A 23116-nucleotide genomic window follows, 5' to 3' on the forward strand; every position below is an offset into this window, starting at 1 on the left:
TTCATTAAAATCGCCGCTCGCATTCTCAGGTGGCACTATGTTAGATAATCAAAAAGTTCGTTCTCATTTTCCATTTTTTAAACACACTGAGTCTGTTTATTTAGATAATGGTGCAACCACGCAAAAACCTCAAAGTGTGATTGATGCAATTACCGAGTTTTATACTTGCCATAATGCCAATGTGCATCGAGGTGTCAGTGAATTTGCATCAAACACCACTGCCTTGTACGAACAAACGCGCACAAAATTAGCACACTATTGCCAGGTAACAGCGGAACAAATTGTTTGGACAAAAGGCGCTACCGAAGCGATAAATCTGGTTGCCAGTTCAATTGATGCACATGTCGAAAAAGATGATGTCATTATTATCTCAGCGCTTGAACACCATGCCAATATTGTGCCTTGGCAAACGCTGTGTAAACGCACAGGTGCAACGCTTCACATTCTGCCTGTCGATGCAAATGGTGTACTAAATTTAGATGTTAGTTTAACCATGATTAATACGCTAAAACCGAAACTGATGGCGATTAGTCACGCATCAAATACTTTAGGTAATATTTTACCAATACAAACCTTACTTGACGCCGCACATGCAATCAACGCTATCACTTTGGTTGATGGTGCACAAGCGATGCAACATTTAAAGCCAAATATCAGTGAACTTAATTGTGATTTTTATGTGCTTTCTGCACACAAAATGTTTGGGCCGACTGGCGTTGGCGCATTAATAGCTAAACCACACAGCCTATCTTTACTGTCAACTTACCAAACAGGCGGCGAAATGATAGAACGCGTTAGTTTTAATGAAACAAGCTTTCGCCACGGTAACGCCCGTTTCGAAGCAGGTACGCCCAATATAGCCGGTGTGATTGGTTTTTCTGCTGCACTTGATTTTATGGACTCAAGCGATATGGCAACGCAACTAGCTGTTGAAAAGGCGCTCTATCATTACACGCTAAACGCACTTAAACAGATTGATGGCATAAAAATTTACGGCGATTTAATCAATAATATCGGCACAATTAGTTTTAACTACAAAGATGAGCATAACCTTGACGTTGCAACCCTACTCGACCAAGCAGGCATTATTGTACGTTCAGGTAACCACTGCACTCAGCCATTGATAAATTTACTCGGTGTTGCGGGTACCATTCGTGTCAGTTTAAGTTGCTATAACAACATTAATGATATAGACCGCTTTATTGTTGCATTAAAACAAGCTATCGAATTACTAGATTAACCATGACAGAACAATATCAAATATTAAAACAACACTTTATCGCCAAACAAGCATGGCAAGATAAGTACCGTGAAATTATGTTGCTTGGTAAACAGTTACCAAAATTACCAGCTGAACTCAAAGTTGACCATGCAAAAGTGAATGGCTGCGAAAGCAATGTTTGGCTTTATGTCGACTTTGACGAAAGCGAAAAGCATATCGTTGTGACTGCAGACTCTGATACACGCATCGTGAAAGGACTTATCTATATTATTTCTACACTGGTTAACGGCTTAACAGTAGATGAAATTAAGCGCATAAATATTCAGACTGAGTTCAATGAATTGGGACTTTTACAGCACTTGAGCCCAAGTCGCGGTAACGGTATTTTAGCGATTGCAGATGCAATTACACAGTTTGCAATACAAAGTGATGATTAAAACACTCGCAAAGATTATATTGTATGCAGTTTTTATAACGAAGTTTTATAGGTAACAATCAAAGCAACTAACTTTGATTGTTATACCAATCCGCATAAGTAATTAGCCAATTCAGAGCTATCCAAAGGTGGGAGGGTAAGCAAAATTTGTGAAGGTCTAGTTGGTCTAAATCGAGAAAATTTGGCGCAATCATCGCGCCTTTGGAGCGCTCCTAACAGGCGAGTTTAAAAGCGTTTCATACTGCGTTATTGACTTTAACAAGGGAAACACCATTCTCTGCAGTCAATGCCTTGCCTGAAACGCTTTTAATTCTCGCTGAATGACCAATTATTTATGCGGATTGGTATTACGCTCACATTTTTCTAAGTATTTTTTCACACTTTTTGCCGCTGCAAAAAACGCAAAACTGCCTGTCACCATGGTTAACGAGCCGAAGCCTGTTTGACAGTCCATATTCATATTGCCATCAGCACCGGCTTTCGCATGGCATACACTGCCGTCACTTGATGGGTAAACCAATTGCTCTTCTGAATAAATACAATCCACGCCAAATTTACGTTTTGGATTGCTTGAAAAGTTGTACTGCTTACGTAATAAATAGCGTACTTTCGCAAGCAACGGGTCTTGCTTGGTTTTAGCCACATCCCCGATTCTGATTTGGCTTGGATCGATTTGTCCGCCTGCGCCGCCTATTGTGATAATCGGTAATTTGTTGCGCTTACAATGAGCGATCAGTGCCGCTTTAACTTTTACTTGATCTATGCAATCAATAACATAGTCGAATTGTTGAATATGTTCTCTGATATTCTCAAGTGTTAAAAAGTCATCGATAACAGACACGTTGCAATCAGGATTTATCTCGTTAATTCGACTTGCCATGGCATCAACTTTCGCCTCGCCAATGGTCGATGTCAACGCGTGGATTTGACGGTTAACGTTAGTAACGCAAATATCATCTAAATCTATTAAAGTAATGTTACCAAGGCCGGTACGTGCTAAACTTTCAGCGACCCAACTACCTACACCGCCAATGCCAACAACACAAAAATGGGCATTATCTAGCAGTTTTTGCTGTTCAATTCCGTAAAGGCGTGCGATGCCACCAAAACGATTTTGATAAGACTCTGTCATGTAATTTTTAACCTTAATTAAACTCGTGCCAAGGCGTGTGCCATTGTTCGATAAGCTTTTTTGTTTCACCGTGCTCAAATAAACCATCGCATGGCTTAACACTAAATTGATATGGTCTATCACCAAACGTGAATTTAATCGCATATGCATGTAAATGACCACGTTCGCTGTGCTCACCGCCATAGCGTTCATCACCTAAAATAGGCACCGATAGACTCTTAAGCACAACACGCAGTTGATGCGTTTTACCTGTAATTGGTTGCAGCAAATAAAGACGTAAACTGGGTTCAATTAACTGGGATTGGAACCGCGTTACAGAGGGGTTTTCCATTGTTTTTTGTAGTTTATAACACCCACGACGCGCCTTAACCAAGTCCCCTTTTACCCAACCCTGCTTTTTTGTTGGTTTTCCTTGAGCAACTGCTAAGTAGTATTTTTCAAGTGCATTTTTGTGCTTTTGACTAAACAAGTCACCAAATTCCGCAGCAGCTTGTTTGGTTCTCGCAACAATAACTAAGCCCGATGTCATTTTATCTAAGCGATGTACTGGATAAAGCTTTTCATTGACCTGCTTTTCAAGCAGTACAAAAAAGCCCTCGCCGCCTTCGCTATGGAAGCTTACATCATGGGGTTTATTCACCACATAAAATTCATCGCATGCGAATACTATTGGATAACTCATCAACTTACTTGCTTAAAAAAGCATTCACCTTAGCGAGATCTTCAGGCGTATCAACACCTGGCTGCGGCGCTTCGATTGCGGTTTGTACTTTTATCTTTTTACCATGATATAAAACACGTAGCTGCTCTAACGATTCGATTTGCTCAAGCGGTGATACGTCTAGAGTAATATATTCTTTAATAAAACCCGCACGATACGCATAAATACCAATATGGCGTTGATAGAAATCGCCAATTTCAGATATTTCATCTTTGCCTAAAAAGCGGTTTCGATCGTAAGGAATCGTTGCACGCGAAAAATACAACGCATTATTGTGATTATCAGCGACAACTTTTACCGCATTTGGGTTAAGCGCTTCTTCAATATCGTCGATTACCACACTTAACGTTGCCATTGGCGCAGAATCGGATGCTAATAAGTTTGCCACTTGCGCGATGTTTTGCGGTGGGATTAACGGTTCATCGCCTTGTACATTTACCACGATTGTGTCATCTGATAAATTTAGTTTTGTCACCACTTCAGCAAGGCGTTCTGTGCCCGACTCATGATCTTCACGAGTCATTAAAACTTCACCATTAAAGCGATTAACTGCCGCTTCTATCTCTATATGATCCGTTGCGACAATTACCCGTTTCGCACCTGATGCCAGTGCTTTTTCATATACGTGCTGCACCATTGGCTTGCCTTGTATATCAGCCAGGGGTTTAGCCGGTAAACGACTCGACGCATAGCGCGCTGGAATAATGACTACGAATTCCACTTTTCAACCTCTTCAAGTGATAATTCGCGAGCCTCTTCTTCAAGCAATACCGGAATATCATCTCTTACTGGGTAAGCCAACTTTGCTTGGGTGCTAATAAGCTCTAAATTCTCGCGGTCAAATTTAAGATGACCTTTTGTTACAGGGCAAGCAATGATTTCGAGTAGTTTTGTGTCAAACGCCATGATTATGGATCCCTTTTTCAATTAATAACTGGTCGAGTTTGTCGACCAATTGTTTAGTCGGTTTAGCGGTAACTTTTAAATAATACCAATTTGTTTTCGCAAATGACTGGCATTTTACGGCATCTTTTTCTGTCATTAATATTACACCGTCTAGTGCGGCAAAATCACTTTCACTGTATGTATGATGATCTTTAAAAATAGTATGTCCGTGCACCAGAATATTCTGCTCGTTTACACTTTGCTCAAAGCGACTTGGATTACCTATTGCGCTCACTAAGTGAACTGGGTTGTCTAAATTGGCAACTTTTTGCCCATCAATTATGCCATATACTCCATCTACCGCTAGCTGGTAACCGTTATCCACTGCTGTGCCATTAGTAATGGTTAAATCAACATGTTTTAGTCTGCTTTTCGCTTCGCGAAGTGGACCTGCTGGCATCACAAAACCATTGCCAAATTGACGTTTCCCATCAACAATGCAAAGCTCTATAGCACGCGCCATTTGGTAATGTTGCAATCCATCATCAGCAATAATCACATCAGGGTTAATGCGCTTCTTTAAATAATCGATGCTTAAATTTCGATTTGGGCACACTACAACCGGTGCACCTGTGCGAACAGCTATCAACTTAGGTTCATCACCACATATTTCGGGCGATATGCCATCTGTCACTAATAAAGGTTGGCTTTGAGTTTGACCACCATAGCCACGTGAAATAACCGCAACAGATAATCCTTTTTGCTGCAAATAATCAACAAGAAACAAGGTAAATGGTGTTTTGCCTGTGCCACCTACCGCAATATTACCAACAACAATGACTTTTGGTTTATCAGTCGCCAATTGTAATCTTCGCTTGCGACAGAAGCGATATAACGTAATTAGGTAAAACAGCGCGCTTAGCGGTAATAAAAGCCAAGTAATACCAAATTTTTGATACCAGCTTTTTTCAATCACATTCATTAGTCATTAGCCTGCATTTTTTGCAGTGCTAAATAGGCACCTTGCTTATCAATTAGCTCAGCGTGCGAACCCGACTCGATTATTTGCCCTTTATCTAATACATAAATGACATCAGAGTTTTCAATCGTTGATAAACGGTGCGCAATAACAATCGACGTGCGCCCTTTCATTAAATCGTTTAACGCATGTTGAATTAATTTTTCTGACTCAGTATCGAGTGCTGACGTAGCTTCATCTAAAATCAAAATTGGCGCGTTTTTAAGCAGCGCTCGTGCGATAGCAATACGTTGACGTTGTCCGCCAGATAACATTACGCCATCTTCACCGACAATGGTTTGTAAACCTTCTGGTAAGTCTTTTACAAATTCCCAAACGTGCGATTGCTCAACAATTTTTTGCAGCTTTTCAGGGGTGATATCACCTTTAAAACCGTAAGTGATATTGTTCTCGATAGTATCATTGAATAACACAACTTGTTGCGACACGATGGCAAATTGTTCGCGCAACCAAGTTAAATCAAAGGTATTAACCGATAGCCCGTCGAGTTTGATATCGCCATTAGTATAGGTATCGTAAAAACGTGGTAACAGGTTAGAGAGTGTTGATTTTCCTGAGCCTGAACGGCCAACTAAGGCTACTGATTGCCCAGGTTTAATATCCATCGACAGTTCGTTTAAAATATTGCGCTCGGTATTTGGGTAGGCAAACGACAAGCCCTCGATTGTGATATGGCCCTGACATTTTTCCAGCGTTTTTGAGCCGGTGTCTTTTTCATTTTCCAAATCTAAGATATCAAAAATACTTTTTGCAGCTGCAATACCACGCTGCAGTTCAACATTCACATTTGATAGCTGTTTTAACGGGCGTAGCATCATCATCATTGCGGTTAATAAGCTAACGAATGCGCCTGTAGAAATAGGTTCAACAAGGTTAAAGCCAATTGCAGCCAACACCATGGCGATGGCAGATGCAGCAATAATTTGAATACTGGCAACGCTCAGCGCTTTCGTCGCATCCATTTTTACTCGCTGTTGGCGATTACGGTTATTTACATCGGCAAAACGCTGCTGTTCAATCTCTTGACCACCAAATGAATGAATTACTTTATGCCCTTTTACCATTTGTTCTGACGCACGTGTTACGCCCCCCATGGCATCTTGAATACGTTTTGCAATAACACGAAAGCGTTTAGACACGATTGAGACAATGCCTGCAACAATGGGCACGACTAAAATAAACAACAATGATAATTGCCAGCTGGCAATCAACATATTGATCACTAAGAAAACAACAAACGCCCCTTCTCGCACTATGGTGATCAAGGCTTTTGTTATCGCTGTTTGTACTTGCTCTGCATCAAAGGTAATTTTTGAAATTAATTCACCGGTTGAATGCTGATCGTGAAATGACACCGGTAAATGAAGCAACTTAGCAAACAATTCTTTACGAATTGCCATCACTACATGTGAGCCCACATTAGCTAAACAGTAACTTGAAACGAAGTTAAACACACCGCGAAATAGCACCAATAAAATCACCACAACCGGTGCCCACTTCATCACCTCTTGATTTTTCGCCGTCAAACCTTGCTCAATAAACGGGTCCATTAAATAAACAAATAATCCGTCCATTGCGGCATAGCCTAACATTCCAATAATGGCGAATGTGGCTGCGAGTTTATGCGGTTTGACGTAGGTTAATAAACGCTTGTAGTAATCAGATGAGGTTGTCATGGTGCTAACTTGAATTTATTTGCGCCTATTGTATAGCGCTATGATGCAAAACCCAAGAATTTCGCAGTGTTAATCAACGAGAAACCAGTAATTTTGCTGTTTTGCATAACTAAGTGTATACCCGCTTGATGTAACCTCTATTTTGACTGCGCCGCGTGAGGTTGTTAGCTGCTTGGTACCATATTCGGCATAACGCGTAACAACCGCCAAACTTGGTAATCGCCAACGATTATATGCATTCACCGAATGAACTACCCAACGTGGTTGTGTTTTATCAATAAAGCCCTCGGTTGATGAACTATTACTGCCATGGTGGGGCGAAATAAGCACATCGATATTCTGAATGCTCGGCTCCGCTAACAATGTGTTTTCCCGCTCAGCCTCAATATCGCCTGTTAATAACAGTTTAAATTGGCCACTTGTGATAAGTAGAACACAGGAACTGTTATTATCACTGTGTACTGTATGAGGCGCCGCAAACGACTTAAACCTTACATTTTCTAACCAATTTGCATTTATATTACAGGCTTTTTCAAACCCACTTATCGTTGAAAAATAACCAGCATGCCGTAAATCGGTTAACCCACCACTGTGATCATTATCATCGTGACTTATCACTGTTTTGATTAAGGTCAAACGGTTAATCGCTAAGGTGGGTAACACCAGATGATTAAAATAGCTGAAGTCTTGATATCGCGCGCCTAAATCATAGAGTACCGCTTCACCTTGTTTACTTATGATCACCGATAAGCCATGACCCACATCCAATATACGTATTGTCAGGTTCGGTTCTTTATTAAGAGCATGGACATAATAAAATACTAGAATAGGTAATGTTAGCAACGCGCTTCGATAGTAATAAAGCAACAATAAAACAGTGGCGATTGTCAGCATTATTAACTGCCAACTGATTGGAGGCACATAATGCCATGTTATATGTTCTCCAACACGCTCGATATAATTGATAAGTAATTTCAATAGCGCATCAAGCCAACGATACGGAGTTGAGAAAGAAAACGCATAATCAACTAACACCACACAAAGCATTAATGGCATGACAAATAAAGAAAACAGCGGAATTGCTAAAAGATTTACAAAAACACTAAATACACTGGTGCCGTTAAAAAAGAACACAGTCAACGGCGTTAACGTGATGCTAATTACCAATTGAATAAATGCAAGTTGATACAAAGGATGCTTTATTCGCCACTTTTTTGTCAAATCAATGGCCACTAGAATGCTGGCAACTGCGATAAATGAAAAATAAAACCCCGCACTTAACAACACAAATGGGTTAACTAATATAACCAGCAATAGCGCGCACAATAATGCCCGCTTACTGGTATAACTGCGATTTACAAATAAGCATAAGCACACTAATACGATCATAATAAATGCACGTATTGCTGAGGTAGCATAATCAGCAGCATGCAGATAAGTTGCGCACACCGCTATGGCAATAAAATAAGGTACAATTCTAAGTGTATTGTGAGATGAAAACTTGCTCACAAGTAATAGCGCTAATTTTCCTAACCAAAATGAAAAGCCGAATACAATCGCCATATGTAGGCCAGAAACTGCAAATAAGTGTGCAATTCCTAAATTGCGAATTGCGCTTTTAATATTTTCAGGCATTGCACTTGTATCACCAAATAATACACCTCGATATAGCCAACTATAGTGAGATAAACTCCCCAGATTAGTAATGTGCGACGGCGCAGCTCGTGTTAGCACAGCAAAATCATCACTTTTTGAAACACTGCCTTTGTACTTTAATCCCACATAAAAATTATGTAAGCGCCTGTCAAACAAGCCCTCATTTAACCTTGGTTTAATTGGCTTGAACTTGGCACGTATTGATATGGTGTCGCCCACTTTGGGGCTATACTGAGTATTGATTGCTCGAGATATATAAACTTGTGTTCGCATTAACGCATAAGGCTTTAAATTCGTATTGGCAATTTTTGTTGTTTTAACAATTAGACGGTCATTAAATTGATAGTTATCTATTTGCTCTATAACGCCGTGCAGTATTTGTTTTTGTTGTAACTCGTCGTAGCTTAGGTTGCTGCTATAAACACAGTGATAATATAAAATGGGGTAACTAGCACCGACTAGTAGCGTGATTATCGAGTAAAATTTGGCGATGTTCTTTGCTGTAATAACGACGATGACTAGTACAACCAGTATAATTGTCGAAAAAAAGACTAGCGTATTGAAGAAAAATAGTGACAATATGCAGCCAACAACAAAGCACACTATGCTTTGCCAAAAAGGAAGATGTAAACCGCCATGCCAAAAAAAACGATCCAAAAGCTGTTACCTGATCATAATAAGATTAAGCAAAACAAAACGCTTAGTATTTTTGGCGATATGTTACACGATGCAAATTTATGGCATTTAAATCGACGCTCAGCGCGTGGTGCATTTGCAGTTGGGTTATTTTGGGCATTTATTCCAGTTCCTTTTCAAATGCTGCTAAGCGCAGCAATCGCGATTCCATTTCGCGTAAATCTCCCACTATCTGTTGCATTGGTTTGGATTACCAACCCTTTAACTATGGCACCGATTTTTTATTTTAACTACCTTGTTGGCTATTTGGTATTAGGGCAACAAAAGCAAGATTTTACCTTCCAAGCAAGCTGGCAGTGGTTTGTTGACAGCTTATCAAGCATTGGTCCTGCGTTTATGGTAGGCAGTTTAGTATGCGCAGCAGCAGCCTCCGCTATTGGTTATTTTGGTATTGATTATTTATGGCGCTATTCAGTGCTAAAACAATGGAAAGCACGTAAAAACAGAGGCTAAAGACGTTTAACTTGGCATAAGAAAAGCATTAACTGCATATTCTCATTTAAGTACTAATGAAACTCCCGAGATTTCGCGGCTAATTTATCTAACTTATCAGTTAGGTCGATAAGTTTGCCTGCAATAATATGAATAACATCGCCTTCTCGTTCTAATACTCCTTTAACTTGTAAAATTTTCGCCCCAAGAAATGCTTTTTTCTGTTCGTGTGATGTGCCCTGCCACACGACCACATTGATATTTCCTGTCGCATCTTCAAGCGTAATAAACGTCACGCCAGCAGCAGTGCCCGGCGCTTGTTTTCCTGTCACAACGCCAATCACTGTCACTAATGATTTATGTGTTTTTCCTGTTAATTCATTCGCCTTACAAAACGATGGTAATACTCCCTCAGCTTCTAATAAGTCAATTGGGTGTAAACCAAGGGAAAACCCGGTTGATTGATAATCTTCAACGACATTATCTAATTCACTGGGTGCTTGGTTAAACGACACTGCTGGCCTTTGCTCTGTTGTCTGATTAGTGTTAAAGCCGTTAAAGAGTGGTAAATCACTTTCACTGTTCATAATCTGCCAACGTGTTGCAAAGCGGTTGCCTGCAAGCACAGATAAAGCGTTGGCACTGGCAAGTTGTGCTAATAATCGCGCTTTAACGCCTTGTTGTTTAAGCTGTTCAATACTTTCATAGCCTGTTTTAGGTCGCTGGTCGATAAGCTGTTCAATATCAGATGCAATCACACCTTTAATAATACAAAAACCGATTTGTAATACACCTTCTTTAGTAATTGTATGTTGATAATGTGAGTGATTAACACATACCGGAGCAATTTCAATATTGTGTCGTTTTGCATCTTGCAGTAACTGCGACACACTATAAAAACCAAGAGGCATGCTATTTAGTAAGGACGTATAAAACTCGACAGGATAATAGTGTTTAAGCCAAGCCGATACATATGCGAGCACAGCAAACGACGCCGAATGCGATTCAGGAAAACCATACTCGCCAAAGCCACATATTTGTTGATAAAGGCGTTCTGCAAACTGCATTTGGTAACCTCGAGACAACATGCCATTTATCAGTTTTTGCTTAAACTTTTGTAATTCCCCTGACTTTTTCCAGCTTGCCATCGCACGCCTTAATTGATCGGCCTCACCGCCAGTAAAGCCCGCGGCGACCATGGCTATTTTAATAACTTGCTCTTGAAAAATAGGCACGCCTAGCGTACGCGCCAATACTTCTTTAACCTCATTTGAGGGATATGAAATGGCCTCAATGCCATTACGTCGTTTTAAAAACGGATGCACCATATCACCTTGAATAGGCCCAGGCCGCACTATGGCAATTTGGATTACTAAGTCGTAATAACTTGTCGGTTTTAGCCTCGGCAGCATGCTCATTTGCGCTCGCGATTCGATTTGAAATACCCCAACCGTATCGGCTTTTTGAATCATCTGATAAACCGCAGTATCATCGCTTACTCGGGTAATATCAGCGATAGACAATTGCCTTTGATGACGCATTTTAATTTCTTGAAAGCATTTGCGTATTGCATTAAGCATGCCCAAGGCTAAAATATCGACCTTTAATAAACCAAGGGTTTCTAAATCATCTTTATCCCATTGGATCACCGTACGTTCTTTCATCGCGGCATTTTCAACAGCAACCAGTTCATATAACGGGCCTGATGAAATAACAAAGCCTCCAACATGTTGTGATAAGTGCCTTGGAAATCCTAAAATTTGTTCCGTGAGCGATACAAAATGCTGCGCTTTATTTGATTGTGGGTCTAAACCCAGCTGCTGTAACTGCGTTTGCCAGTGCGTTGTTTTATCTCGACGATTGATATTTTTAATAAAGTATTCAAGCTTGCTGCTTTCAATATCCAGCGCTTTACCAACCTCACGGATGGCACTTTTAAAACGAAAACTCACCACAGTAGCGGCTAATGCGGTGCGTTCTCTACCATATTTTTGATAAATATATTGGATCACTTCCTCACGCCTTTGATGTTCAAAATCGACATCAATATCAGGCGGTTCATTTCGCTCTTTACTAATAAAACGCTCAAACAATACCGCTATTTGTCGCGGATCAACTGCGGTGATTTCAAGGCAATAACATACCACTGAGTTAGCAGCTGATCCCCGGCCTTGGTACAAAATGCCATTGTTTTTAGCAAACATAACAATGTCATGAATAGTTAAAAAATAAAATGGATAATCCAATTCTTCAATTAATGCGAGTTCTTTATCAATGGTCGCCTGTATATCCGCTGTGATCCCTTCAGGAAAACGATGCGCAATACCCTGCTTCACTAACTGCCTTAAATAAGCCATTGCACTAACGCCTTTTGGCACTAATTCACTTGGATACTCATACCTCAGTTTATCAAGGTTGAAATGGCATCGGTTTGCAATAGCCGTCGTTTGCGCTAAAACATCAGATGAAAATAAACGTGACAACTTTTGTTTTTCACGTAATGCATATTCTTCATTGGAAAGTAGTTTTTGCCCTAATTGAGCGACTGTTTTACGTGTTTTAATGGCACTTAATACGTGCTGTAACGGCAACCTATTGGCTTGATGCATCAGCGCATGACCACATGCCACAGGCGTTATATCGTATTGCGCTATCAAGCGTTGGCAGTGCTCCATATACTCTGACTCGTGCGCTAATAAAAAGCGTGTTAACCCCAACCATAAACGATCTTCATGGTGTTTTTTAAGCCAATGAGCCCAAAGATGATCAATATTTTCGCCCTTTGGTAGCCAAATAAAAAGACAGTGCTTGATTGACATTAAATCCCATCGAGTCAGCAGGTAATTACCTTTTTCACTGCGTCGCCGTGCATTGGTGATTATTCGACACAATTCTGCATAAGCTTTTCTTGTTGGGCATAACAAAACGACTGTTAAACTATCTTCGAGCGTAAATAAGCTACCAACAATTAACTTAATTGCCCGTTTGTGGTTTTTAATCTCACGATGTGCGCGCACAACTCCAGCAACAGAGCATTCATCTGTAATCGCAATATGGGAGTAACCAAGGTTATCGGCCGTGGCAACCAACTCTTCGGGATGTGATGCCCCATGTAAAAAAGAAAAATTTGATTGGCAAACTAATTCTGCATAATTCATTAGCTAAAAAACCCATGAATAAACCATTGTTTTTTTGGCGTACGAAAAACCCACAGCCACCGTCCACTCTCATCTCGTGCAATAAAATAATCACGAGCAACATTATTATTATCCCACCAACCTGTCACTATGCGTTCAGGACCGTGCGATATCGTGATCGGCTGAGTGAGCGCTACAGGTGAACGCAGCATAAAACTTGGCCGGATTAAATTCATTTGTGGCGCATTTGATAACGTATTGAATGTATTTTCTTGGCTAGCTATTTCTGGCCTTAAATCATTATAGACAGTTAAGGTTTTAACCTGCTCCTGCCCAAGTTTTGCCTGTAATATTGCGGTTAATATTGCAGTATCAAAGCTTGAATTATGCTGTGAAAACAAGTCACCTTCTTCACCTAAATTAGATACAAGGTAATCGCTTTTTATAGTTAATGCGATAACGGGTGCTGGTAACTCGGTATTTTCTAAACGTAATAAAAAAAGCGTTAACCAGTGTTCAGCTCGATATTCAGCATGCGCTGACGATAGTTCAAATACCAAATTGGCTACTTCTCTAAAATGCAAAATAAGGGTCACTTGCTTTGCTAACTTACAAGTAGAGAGTAAAAAGGCTTGTTGTTGCTTTAATACAAGCAAAAGTGGTTTTTCAAGATACTTAGTGAGCGATACTTCATAATGTAAGGTTAGTTGTTTTTCAAAATGAGTATCAGGTATATAAAAAGTCACTCGATGCGGATATTGGCCTGTTAATTTACCTACATACATTACTAATTCACGTGAGTAGCGTTTAGCTAACTCATCAAGCGATACACGCAACAACTGCTTAAAGTGCGTAATCCCTACGCGGGTTAGCAAAGCAATTTCTTTTGTAGTGATATCAGCAAATTGTAATGACAATAACGCAAGCTGATTACGCGCATTTTGTTGGTTTGCAAAAATCACATTAGTACCCGCTTGTGCTAATGCTTTTGCCAACAATGGTGAAGATCCGCTTGCGAAATAATACTGAACTCCCAATGTTTTTAACTGTGTTTCAAGCACATGCCAATACTGATCACTATTGTTATATAAGGACTGCATACCATCACACGCTATCAGTAAACCTTTTGGCGGCATCATACAAATATCTGCAGTGTAGTTATAAAGTACACTGGCTATGCGCTTAAGCTCTGCCACTTCCACTTCTTCTTGATATGGGTAAACCGCCAGATCAGAGACCAATAAACTAGCTTGCCCTAACCCTTGCCCTTGCGTTAATCCTTTTTTTTTAGCCGCCGTTGAAAGTTGTACTAAATTACCTTGGTGATTGGCCAAGGCAATTACCTCAGTACTCGACATTGCAAATTGCGCATCAAGTTGTAACTGTGGAAAGTAAAGGTAAAGCCAATTTAACATTAACCAGCCTTATCAACCGGAAATGCAATCACATTGCTGATAGGCGAAGATGCAATGGTGCAATAAGGCCATGTCGTTTGCATATCAACAATAAAATAATCACTTGGCCACCCGCCTTTTCGACGATTTATCTTTACTTTCAGCCCTTGTGGATGTGCTTGTAATGTTAAGCTTAAAGTAACAGGTAAACTCGCTTGACTGGTTTTATAACTACTTAAGTAAAACAAACGGTTTTTACCCGATTTACTTGCTTGCTGAAAGCGCTGGATATGGGAAATCGTTAAATCTTGCTGCGGCCAATAAATAACATCGCTACAACTGCCACTTTGTAAACATTGTTCTACTGCCCAAAGCGCATCTTTATGTTGCTCAGGATACAGTACTAACACTTGACTAACATCAACCCCTAAATGATGCAAAGCAGCACTGTTAAGCAATGCAGGCGGTGAAATAAACACAATAAAACAGCTTTGCCGCATTTTAAAGCTGGGTGCAATCAATCGAAGTTCACCAATGCCGGGGTTACTCAATAGTTCTATCACGCCATTAGTAGGCATACCGCCAGCGAGCTTTTCATCTAAAACCACAAAGCCCGTTTGATGCTTTTCTATCTGCTGCGTTTGAATACGGTTGGATGCATACCAAAGCAGATTGCGATGATGTAATTGCTTGATCAGTGAATTCATGAATACACCAAGGGTTATACTGTATATAAATACAGTATAACCCTTTGATGTTGAGGATCAATGGATCCATAATAAAAAAGGCCAACTGTTTTTGCAGTTGGCCTTCAATCATAACTTTATCAATATGTTAAAAAGATGAGTTTATATCTTATCTTTTAATAAACTCATCAAAACATTACTGTATAAAACACTTCCTATTTAAAAAGCGTCGTCTAATTGCTACAAGTGGCAATAATAATAACCCTAATGCACCAAACGATGCACCTTGGCGCTCATATGTTTCTTGCGCTTTTTCAGGACACTTCTCAGCTACACCCCCAGCGTTATATTTCAGCTTCACTGAAACAATCACACTTTCTTGCTCTACTTTGCCGTTATCATCAACCACAACATTACCTTGTGCATCACGCTTATCTACTGTTTTGGTAGCTACTCCATATACAGTACCATCATTTGAAATACTAGTTGCTTCCGCAACCACATATGGAAATGATGATTCACCATCGTTTGCAAAACACGGTAATAAATCATTAAGATTTGTGAACGTATCTGTATTGATATCGTAAATAAATGCTTCTTTACGACGGTTTGCTGACGAGCTTGTCTCAACTTCACCTTGACCAATAATAAGGCCGTTATCATTTATGTCTGTCGCAACCGCAGAACTACTTTTAAAAAAGTCTGTTGGAAAAACTGTCTCACCGGTTACAACATTATGGTAAAAAAACTTAGTACGGTCAGTGTTCTCAATACTTTTAATTGCATAGCCTGTAATAATATTATTATTATTAATAGCTGTCGCACGACCCGGTCCATAGTTCTCTTCGTCGATAAACTCTACAACATCGCCATTTTTATAATATACTGGGTACGAGTAGACTCTACTGCTATCGCGATACTTTACATCAGAATAACCTACTGCAATTTCATTTTCGTTAACCGCTAATGCTGCACTGCGCCAAGCCTTTTTTTGCTCGTCTTCATCAGGTATAAAACCAAGGCCAAGGTCAACAGTTTCAAGCACATTTAAATTACTATCTAAACGCCACATAGTCGCATGACGGTTATATAAAGAGTTTATATATGTTTCACGACAAACTTCTACAGGTGACTTTTCACCATCACAACGGTCATCTAATGATTCTTGAGTATCTGAAGCAATACTTATTGATGTTTCACCCACTACCAGGTAACCATCACTTTTCTGAACGATGTTATACGCACCAGAAATACCACCATAGGTTGCTTCTGAAGGCATTAAATCAACTCGTTCTCCAGCATTATTGATTACAACACCACGGCGTGTAAAATCACGAATATAATGTGTTTCCGACTCTGTTTCGCCATCTTCAGTAAATTGAATCTTGGTGTAAGGTGCAGAGCCCCAGCCAGCTTTAACACCATCTTCAGCGATTGAAGTAAAAATATTTTCAACCGAGCGTGTTAAGCCACCGTCATAATCAGGGTGTTCAACATCATAAATAACACGTTCTTGCGTTGAGTTATTATACTCAATGGCAATATTAAACTCGGTACTTGTACTACCTGAAATTTTTTGGTACGTGCTGATATTGTAATATCTAAGTAAAAAGTCTTGTAGGAATTCTTGCGCGTCACCATTGATATTACCATTTTCGATATCATCTAGTGTGAAGGTAATTTCTTCATCACGATTTTCGAAGATACGCTCACGGTCTTTATACGAATTTATAAGACGTGTGTCTTCAAAATCTAATTCCGCAATATCAATAACAATATTGAATACGCCTTGCGCCATACCAACGGCTTGACCCGCTTCGTTTGCATCAGTTACATACGCGTGTTTAGCGTAATCTAGATTGCCAAGCTCTTCTAAAACATATGGAGTAGCGCCTTGAACCTGTGGCGTGATTGCAGCAAAAACTGCCGCTGCAAGTAATTTATATTTCATTTTTATTCCTACTACTGATCCTGTAATTGTTCCAATTCTTCCCAGCGCATAAAAGCGGTTTCAAGCTTCGACTCTGCTTGCTGTAATTGGTTCAAGGTTTTCTGAGTTTGCTCGCTATCTTGCTTGAAAAAATCGGGAGAGTTAACAACTTCTTGAAGTTCTTCAACTTCTTGTTCAAGCGATTCTAATAAAGCGGGTAGCTCTTCGAGTTCTCGTTTTAATTTGTATGATAACTTGCCTGCTTTTTTAGCTAAAGGCTTATCTGCGACTTTTTTGTCCTTTTCTGTGTCTTTTTGTTTTTGTTCAATTACTGTTTTTTCAGCAAGTGACTGCGCATAATTTTGGAAATCTTGGTATCCACCAACCACTTCCACTACTTTGCCATCACCTAAAAAGCCCCATACCGTACTACAGGTATTGTCGATAAATTCACGGTCGTGACTTACAACCAACACAGTACCTTGATAATTAGCGAGAATTTCTTCAAGTAATTCAAGTGTTTCAACATCTAGATCATTGGTCGGCTCATCGAGTACCAATACATTGCTTGGTTTAACAAATAATTTTGCCAGTAATAAGCGGTTTTTCTCTCCACCAGATAACGACTTAACCGGTGAACGCGCTCGTGCTGGTGGGAATAAAAAGTCTTGTAAATAGCCAAGCACATGACGACTGCGGCCACCGATGTTGACCTCTTGTTTACCGTCAGCAACATTATCTTGCACGCTGGCTTCTTCGTCGAGTACCGAGCGATATTGATCAAAATAAGCAACTTCTAAATTAACACCTTGCTTTACTTTGCCTGATTCCAGCGCTAATTCGCCAAATAGAATTTTCAATAAGGTAGTTTTACCTACACCATTTGGCCCAACTAGCCCAATACGATCACCACGCATAACTAAGGTAGAGAAGTCTTTCACTATTGGCTTATTTGTAAAGCCTTGGCTAATGCCTTTAGCTTCAAATACTAACTTGCCAGAACGCTGAGCACTTTCTATGTTGAAATCGGCCTTACCTTGTTTTTCAACACGGGCTTTTCGTTCCACACGCAGTTGTTTAAGTGCGCGAACACGGCCTTCGTTACGCGTACGGCGCGCTTTAATGCCCTGACGGATCCATGCTTCTTCTTCCGCGAGTTTTTTATCAAACAAGGCATTTTGGCTTTCTTCAACTTTTAATGCGTGCTCTTTTTGCTCTAGATATTTTTCATAATTACCAGGGTAAGAGGCCAGCTTACCTCGGTCTAAATCAAGAATACGTGTTGCCATTGAACGAATAAATGCACGGTCGTGAGAAATAAATACGATCGCACCATTAAATTCTTTTAAGAATTTTTCCAACCACTCAATGCTGGCAACGTCCAAGTGGTTAGTTGGCTCATCTAGTAATAATAGATCTGGCTCACCTACCAGTGCTTTCGCAAGCGCTACTTTTCTAAGCCAACCGCCCGAAAGTGAGGTTAAATCACTGTTTGGATCGAGTTCTAACTGACTTAACACTTGGTTTATTTGCGTTTCGAAACGCCAACCGTCGTTTGCCTCTAACTGAGACGATAAGCGCTCGAACTGTTTAAGTGTTTTGTCACTGTTATCTTGACTTAATCTCGCGCTCACTTCGTGATATTCAATTAACAGTGTCGCAATGTGCGGTAAGCCATTGGCAACATAATCAAATACGGTGCCATTCGCACCTTTTGGTGGATCTTGCTCAAGGCGTGCTACTTTTAATCCACTCAGACGGTTAATTTCACCATCATCCAACTGAATTTGACTATCAAGCACTTTAAGCAAGCTTGATTTACCAGCGCCGTTACGACCTACAATACATACCCGCTCGCCATTTTCAATCAGCATTTCTGCATTATCAAGCAATGGGTGTGTGCCGAACGCTAACTGCGCTCCTGTAATTCTAATTAAATCCATGATTATTTATTTTTTAAAATGTCTTCAAGATAAAATGGCCAAAATAGTTTTGTGCCAGTGCTAAACTCAGCTACCGGAATCGTCGTTTGGTACTCAGCCATTAACGTTTCATCGTCAACAATGTCGACTAAATCTAGCTCTGCAGCTAAGCCGGCTTGCACAAATAATGCATGCGCTTGCTCACATAAGTGACAACCCTCTGTGTGATACAGCGTTATCTTAGGCATTACGGATAAGCCACGCGTTGTGAATTTGCTTATTGCGTTTAAAATCAGGCGAAAGTGTTTTATCGCTGATATTTTCTGCTATCAAGCCAAGGTCTAGTAAGCCTTCTTCGTTCATCGTAAAACCGCGCTTGTTATTTGAAAACAACAAGGTACCGTTTGGTGCCAAAATACGTTTTACCCAGGTAAACAACTTAATGTGATCACGCTGAACATCAAACTCTTTTTTCATACGCTTTGAGTTTGAAAATGTCGGCGGGTCTAAAAAGATAAAATCAAACTGACCTTTTGCTTGTTCTAACCATGCAAGGCAATCCGCTTGTTCAAAATGATAACGTGGGCTGTTAAGGTTATTTAACGCAAAGTTTTCACGGCCCCATTTTAAATAGGTATTACTCATATCAACACTGGTGACCGATTTTGCACCACCTACCGCTGCGTGCGTTGATGCACTACAGGTATACGCAAACAAATTAAGTACACGTAAATCTTTGCAGTTTTGCTGCATATAACGACGTGCTAAACGGTGATCTAAAAATAGTCCTGTGTCTAAATAGTCGTGTAGATTAACTTTAAATTTCACACCGTACTCTTCTACCGTCATGTTATTTTTTGACTTGTCGGTACGCTGTGCTTTTTTATACTGAGATGTGCCCTTTTGCTGCTTACGCTGTTTTACAACAATGTTGCTTGGTGCAATATCAAGGGTTTGCGCAGATAAATAAATAATATCTTGTAAGCGCTTTTCTGCGGTGGCTTCATCAATGGTTTTTGGTGGCGCATATTCATAAATCACCAAGTACTCGTTATAAACATCAACGGCAACGTTGTACTCTGGAATATCCGCATCGTATAAACGGTAACAACTAACGCGTTCTTTTTTAAGCCATGATTTTAGGCCTTGACGGTTTTTCTTAAGGCGATTAGCAAACGCCATTGAGCCATCGTAGTTAAGTTTAGTTTGGCTTGATTGCTCAGTGTTTTTTTCGTCTAAATCATAAAGGTTAAGCACACAATCTAACGGGCCATTTTTCAGTTTGTACTGCTTTTTCTTGGCAAGTTTTAAGAGGGCTAATAAACTAACATCGGTTGCAAATAGCGCTAAATGCCAAAATTTAAAATGCTTTTTAAACGCATCACCTAAATGACGATATAAATTAACTAGCTCTGCTTTTTCACCCAAACGCTCACCATACGGTAAGTTAGATAGCACCACTCCAGGCTGTTTTGCTACGGCAGTGAGTTTATTGGCATCTGCTTTTTTTAACTGAATAAACTTTGCAAAAGGTAAATTTTCAATATTATTTTGCGCTTTTTGTAATACGCGTTCATCAATATCATTACCGATTAAATACAGCTTTTGATCAGTTTGTTGGTCTTTAAGTTCTTGCTTTAGTTCTTTGAATTTTGCCGCGCGAAACCCCGGAAGTGATTCGAACGCAAAATGTTTACGATATAAACCCGGTGCAATATTCCACGCCATCATCGCCGCTTCAATTAATAGCGTTGCTGAACCACAACACGGATCAAACAACGGGCGTGAGGTATCATTTAGCCAACCTGAACGACTCACTAACGCCGCCGCTAAGTGTTCTTTGATCGGTGCATCACCTTGATGAGGACGATAACCACGCTTCGAAAGGCCTGGGCCTGAAAAGTCGATATATAAAGCACACTTTTCTTTGTTTAAACGACCAACAATACGCACATTAGGTGACGTTTTAGAGATACTAGGACGTTGTTGATGACTTGCAAAGAAAGAATCGACAATTGCATCTTTTACTACCAGTGTTGAAAACTGAGTATTCTTCAGTTCACGATTAGTACCGCTAAAATCAATTGCAAACGTTTGTGTTGGTCCAAAGTACTCTTGCCAATCAAACCCTTTGGCAAGCGCGTATAAATCATCTTTGGTATTAACGGTATCCGATTCGGTCAACAACATCATCACCCGTGTCGCATAGCGACTCGCTAAACACAGTGTTTGTGCTTGCTTATTGGATGCGTTAAAACGAATAGAACCAATACTCTGTTTAGTAATTTCAGCACCAGTCGCTTGAATTTCAGTAGCGAGTAAATTTTCAACACCAATCGACGTTAGTGCAATAAAAGAAAGCGAATTGCTCAAAGCAAAAAACCCAGTTAAAAAATCTGGCTGAAGTATAACAGTTTTAAATTCGAGTAGCGATAAAGCCTAGGCGCGTTTTAGCTGTGATTGGTTGATTAAGATAGGATTTACGCGATCGTTAAGCACTTTAATGGTTTCAAAACGACTTAATGCAAAATTATCGTCTAGTTGCATTTGGTGCTCTAAACACATGCACACACTGGCATCATTACCGCATTCAATGATCAAAAACTGACCGCTTTGCTTTTGCGAATTCAAGGTAATAATCGCTTCGGTACTTGGGGTGTGACCTTGATAAGGTTTGAAAAACCAACTTTTAGCCAGTACTGGCTTAAGGTGTAATTTGGCTGCAGTCGCATGGAGTGCAATGACGGCTATTTCGCCTTCACTCCAAATGCTAAAAGCTGAGAGATAATGACAGATCTGCTCATACAGGGCGGCATCTTCGAGGCTAAAGCAACTGCCCTCGATTGCTGCTTGCGTAAGTTGACGCGTTTTATATGGCATAACAAGCTCTTCGCGTGTTGATTCTACATACAACACTAAACGGTTTCGCTCTTTACACGTTAGCCAACGCCAATCTTTCCCTGCTTGCAACATAATATCAAAAAATCCCCAAAACATGACATCTTGAGGATTATAGAGCTATGGTACTAAAAATAAACTATTTTTTAGAATATTTTCAATAGGATCATAATGTTAAATAACCGATCCTTATAAGGAGTTTATGATCTTTTTGATCATAGGTGGTCCTTGGTAAATAAAACCGGTGTAGACTTGCACTAAATCAGCGCCAGCGGCGAATTTTTCTTTCGCTGATTCGGCTGAATCAATGCCACCGACACCGATAATTGGCAACTCACCGTTAGTTAAGCGTTTAATTTCTTTAACTATTTCCGTAGATCTATGACGAACTGGATGACCCGATAAGCCCCCTGCTTCATTCGCATGTTGCATGCCTTCTACTGCGCTGCGATCAAGCGTCGTGTTAGTTGCAATCACGCCGTCAATTTTATTATTGATCAATGATTCGGATACTTGCTGAACTTGAACTTGATCAAGATCCGGCGCAATTTTAACCAGCATAGGTACTTGTTTACCGTGTTTTGCTGCTAAATCAAGCTGCTCATTCTTAAGTGAACCAAGTAAATCATCTAGCGCCTCACCATATTGTAAGTCACGTAGTCCTGGGGTGTTGGGTGATGAAATATTCACCGTAATATAAGATGCACTGGTAAATACTTTACGCATACAGTGAATGTAGTCGTCTTTACCTTGCTCATTAGGAGTGTCTTTGTTCTTACCAATGTTAATGCCTAAAATGCCTTTGTATTGCGCATTTTTTACATTCGCCAGTAAGTAATCAACACCTTTATTATTAAAGCCCATACGGTTAATCACCGCATTAGCCTGAGGTAAACGGAAAATACGCGGTTTGTCATTACCTGCCTGTGGGCGCGGTGTCACCGTACCTACTTCAATAAAGCCAAAGCCCATTTGTGAAAAGGCATCGATACATTCGGCATTTTTATCAAGACCCGCAGCAAGACCAACAGGGTTTGGCAATTCTAAACCTAAAAACGTGGTTGGTTTACTGGCAACCGATTGAGACCAGCACATCGATAACGGTGTATTGGCAAATCGCTTTAGGTTTGATAAAGCAAAGTCATGCGACCATTCAGCATCTTTACTAAACATAAAACGACGCGCTAAATCATAAAACATAATTGTGTTGACCTCTTAATAAAAAAATACCCCGGAAAATTCCGGGGTATTGTA

General features: G+C 40.1%; 19 protein-coding genes. 3 read left to right on the forward strand and 16 right to left on the reverse strand.

Translation table 11 applies throughout. The features are described 5' to 3' along the window. Positions 1-37 precede the first annotated feature (37 nt). Both AN214_RS16915 and AN214_RS16920 read left to right on the forward strand, forming a co-directional pair. Positions 38-1240 carry an aminotransferase class V-fold PLP-dependent enzyme gene (locus AN214_RS16915; protein ID WP_054980799.1) on the forward strand — a complete coding sequence of 401 codons (1203 nt, stop codon included), beginning with the start codon at positions 38-40 and terminating at the stop codon, positions 1238-1240. 2 nt (positions 1241-1242) lie between these two features. Further along, positions 1243-1659: a SufE family protein gene (locus tag AN214_RS16920; protein ID WP_054980800.1), complete on the forward strand. Its 417-nt coding sequence runs from the start codon at positions 1243-1245 to the stop codon at positions 1657-1659. A gap of 327 nt (positions 1660-1986) precedes the next feature. On the opposite strand, the gene tcdA is transcribed toward AN214_RS16920, so the two are convergent. The 7 genes from tcdA to AN214_RS16955 all read right to left on the reverse strand — a co-directional run bounded on the left by tcdA (position 1987) and on the right by AN214_RS16955 (position 9424). Further along, a complete protein-coding gene (gene tcdA / locus AN214_RS16925; protein ID WP_054980801.1) occupies positions 1987-2790 on the reverse strand; it encodes a tRNA cyclic N6-threonylcarbamoyladenosine(37) synthase TcdA in 804 nt (267 codons plus the stop codon). A gap of 13 nt (positions 2791-2803) precedes the next feature. Continuing rightward, positions 2804-3472, reverse strand: coding sequence for a pseudouridine synthase (locus AN214_RS16930; protein WP_054980802.1), 669 nt, complete (start codon positions 3470-3472; stop codon positions 2804-2806). A gap of 4 nt (positions 3473-3476) precedes the next feature. Further along, complete coding sequence (gene kdsB / locus AN214_RS16935; protein WP_054980803.1) at positions 3477-4232, reverse strand: 3-deoxy-manno-octulosonate cytidylyltransferase; 756 nt, start codon at positions 4230-4232, stop codon at positions 3477-3479. Beyond that, a complete protein-coding gene (locus AN214_RS16940) occupies positions 4220-4417 on the reverse strand; it encodes a Trm112 family protein (protein ID WP_010560034.1) in 198 nt (65 codons plus the stop codon). The genes kdsB and AN214_RS16940 overlap by 13 nt, the downstream gene beginning before the upstream one ends. Next, positions 4407-5378: a tetraacyldisaccharide 4'-kinase gene (gene lpxK / locus AN214_RS16945; RefSeq protein ID WP_054980804.1), complete on the reverse strand. Its 972-nt coding sequence runs from the start codon at positions 5376-5378 to the stop codon at positions 4407-4409. The genes AN214_RS16940 and lpxK overlap by 11 nt, the downstream gene beginning before the upstream one ends. Then, positions 5378-7111 carry a lipid A export permease/ATP-binding protein MsbA gene (msbA, locus tag AN214_RS16950; RefSeq protein ID WP_054980805.1) on the reverse strand — a complete coding sequence of 578 codons (1734 nt, stop codon included), beginning with the start codon at positions 7109-7111 and terminating at the stop codon, positions 5378-5380. Before msbA ends, lpxK begins: the two co-directional genes overlap by 1 nt. 69 nt (positions 7112-7180) lie before the next feature. Next, positions 7181-9424, reverse strand: a complete 2244-nt coding sequence (locus AN214_RS16955; protein WP_082428611.1) for a DNA internalization-related competence protein ComEC/Rec2 — start codon at positions 9422-9424, stop codon at positions 7181-7183. On the opposite strand from AN214_RS16955, the gene AN214_RS16960 reads away from it, so the two are divergent. Further along, complete coding sequence (locus AN214_RS16960; protein WP_054980807.1) at positions 9404-9916, forward strand: DUF2062 domain-containing protein; 513 nt, start codon at positions 9404-9406, stop codon at positions 9914-9916. The two genes, AN214_RS16955 and AN214_RS16960, sit on opposite strands and share 21 nt — an antisense overlap. 53 nt (positions 9917-9969) lie before the next feature. On the opposite strand, the gene AN214_RS16965 is transcribed toward AN214_RS16960, so the two are convergent. The 9 genes from AN214_RS16965 to pyrD form a co-directional block, all read right to left on the reverse strand. Continuing rightward, positions 9970-13053 (reverse strand): error-prone DNA polymerase, encoded by a 3084-nt coding sequence (locus AN214_RS16965; RefSeq protein ID WP_054980808.1) that lies wholly within the window; start codon positions 13051-13053, stop codon positions 9970-9972. Further along, the gene (locus AN214_RS16970) at positions 13053-14447 is read right to left on the reverse strand and encodes a DNA polymerase Y family protein (RefSeq protein WP_054980809.1); all 1395 of its coding nucleotides are present in this window, start codon (positions 14445-14447) and stop codon (positions 13053-13055) included. The genes AN214_RS16965 and AN214_RS16970 overlap by 1 nt, the downstream gene beginning before the upstream one ends. Beyond that, positions 14447-15133 (reverse strand): translesion DNA synthesis-associated protein ImuA, encoded by a 687-nt coding sequence (gene imuA / locus AN214_RS16975; RefSeq protein ID WP_054980810.1) that lies wholly within the window; start codon positions 15131-15133, stop codon positions 14447-14449. Before imuA ends, AN214_RS16970 begins: the two co-directional genes overlap by 1 nt. Positions 15134-15308: 175 nt before the next feature. Continuing rightward, positions 15309-17063 (reverse strand): DUF3466 family protein, encoded by a 1755-nt coding sequence (locus AN214_RS16980; protein WP_054980811.1) that lies wholly within the window; start codon positions 17061-17063, stop codon positions 15309-15311. A gap of 11 nt (positions 17064-17074) precedes the next feature. Then, entirely contained in the window at positions 17075-18985 is a 1911-nt protein-coding gene (locus AN214_RS16985; RefSeq protein WP_054980812.1) for an ABC transporter ATP-binding protein, read from the reverse strand. A 2-nt stretch (positions 18986-18987) separates the two neighbouring features. Beyond that, on the reverse strand, positions 18988-19212 hold the full coding sequence (locus tag AN214_RS16990) for a glutaredoxin family protein (protein ID WP_054980813.1): 225 nt from the start codon (positions 19210-19212) through the stop codon (positions 18988-18990). Next, positions 19205-21337 carry a bifunctional 23S rRNA (guanine(2069)-N(7))-methyltransferase RlmK/23S rRNA (guanine(2445)-N(2))-methyltransferase RlmL gene (gene rlmKL, locus AN214_RS16995; RefSeq protein ID WP_054980814.1) on the reverse strand — a complete coding sequence of 711 codons (2133 nt, stop codon included), beginning with the start codon at positions 21335-21337 and terminating at the stop codon, positions 19205-19207. Before rlmKL ends, AN214_RS16990 begins: the two co-directional genes overlap by 8 nt. Before the next feature lie 66 nt (positions 21338-21403). Beyond that, positions 21404-21937: a cell division protein ZapC domain-containing protein gene (locus AN214_RS17000; protein WP_040641629.1), complete on the reverse strand. Its 534-nt coding sequence runs from the start codon at positions 21935-21937 to the stop codon at positions 21404-21406. A 114-nt stretch (positions 21938-22051) separates the two neighbouring features. Beyond that, positions 22052-23062: a quinone-dependent dihydroorotate dehydrogenase gene (gene pyrD, locus AN214_RS17005; RefSeq protein ID WP_054980815.1), complete on the reverse strand. Its 1011-nt coding sequence runs from the start codon at positions 23060-23062 to the stop codon at positions 22052-22054. Between the last annotated feature and the right edge of the window lie 54 nt (positions 23063-23116).

It is taken from the genome of Pseudoalteromonas sp. P1-9 (genome assembly GCF_001399975.1).
GTDB lineage: Bacteria > Pseudomonadota > Gammaproteobacteria > Enterobacterales > Alteromonadaceae > Pseudoalteromonas.

Bases quoted from the DNA above. Each gene is read 5' to 3' on its own strand.
- AN214_RS16915 (WP_054980799.1), top strand. From the start codon at position 38: ATGTTAGATAATCAAAAAGTTCGTTCTCATTTTCCATTTTTTAAACAC.
- AN214_RS16920 (WP_054980800.1), top strand. From the start codon at position 1,243: ATGACAGAACAATATCAAATATTAAAACAACACTTTATCGCCAAACAA.
- tcdA (WP_054980801.1), bottom strand. From the start codon at position 2,790: ATGACAGAGTCTTATCAAAATCGTTTTGGTGGCATCGCACGCCTTTAC.
- AN214_RS16930 (WP_054980802.1), bottom strand. From the start codon at position 3,472: ATGAGTTATCCAATAGTATTCGCATGCGATGAATTTTATGTGGTGAAT.
- AN214_RS16940 (WP_010560034.1), bottom strand. From the start codon at position 4,417: ATGGCGTTTGACACAAAACTACTCGAAATCATTGCTTGCCCTGTAACA.
- lpxK (WP_054980804.1), bottom strand. From the start codon at position 5,378: ATGAATGTGATTGAAAAAAGCTGGTATCAAAAATTTGGTATTACTTGG.
- msbA (WP_054980805.1), bottom strand. From the start codon at position 7,111: ATGACAACCTCATCTGATTACTACAAGCGTTTATTAACCTACGTCAAA.
- AN214_RS16960 (WP_054980807.1), top strand. From the start codon at position 9,404: ATGCCAAAAAAAACGATCCAAAAGCTGTTACCTGATCATAATAAGATT.
- AN214_RS16965 (WP_054980808.1), bottom strand. From the start codon at position 13,053: ATGAATTATGCAGAATTAGTTTGCCAATCAAATTTTTCTTTTTTACAT.
- AN214_RS16970 (WP_054980809.1), bottom strand. From the start codon at position 14,447: ATGTTAAATTGGCTTTACCTTTACTTTCCACAGTTACAACTTGATGCG.
- imuA (WP_054980810.1), bottom strand. From the start codon at position 15,133: ATGAATTCACTGATCAAGCAATTACATCATCGCAATCTGCTTTGGTAT.
- AN214_RS16980 (WP_054980811.1), bottom strand. From the start codon at position 17,063: ATGAAATATAAATTACTTGCAGCGGCAGTTTTTGCTGCAATCACGCCA.
- AN214_RS16985 (WP_054980812.1), bottom strand. From the start codon at position 18,985: ATGGATTTAATTAGAATTACAGGAGCGCAGTTAGCGTTCGGCACACAC.
- AN214_RS16990 (WP_054980813.1), bottom strand. From the start codon at position 19,212: ATGCCTAAGATAACGCTGTATCACACAGAGGGTTGTCACTTATGTGAG.
- AN214_RS17000 (WP_040641629.1), bottom strand. From the start codon at position 21,937: ATGTTGCAAGCAGGGAAAGATTGGCGTTGGCTAACGTGTAAAGAGCGA.
- pyrD (WP_054980815.1), bottom strand. From the start codon at position 23,062: ATGTTTTATGATTTAGCGCGTCGTTTTATGTTTAGTAAAGATGCTGAA.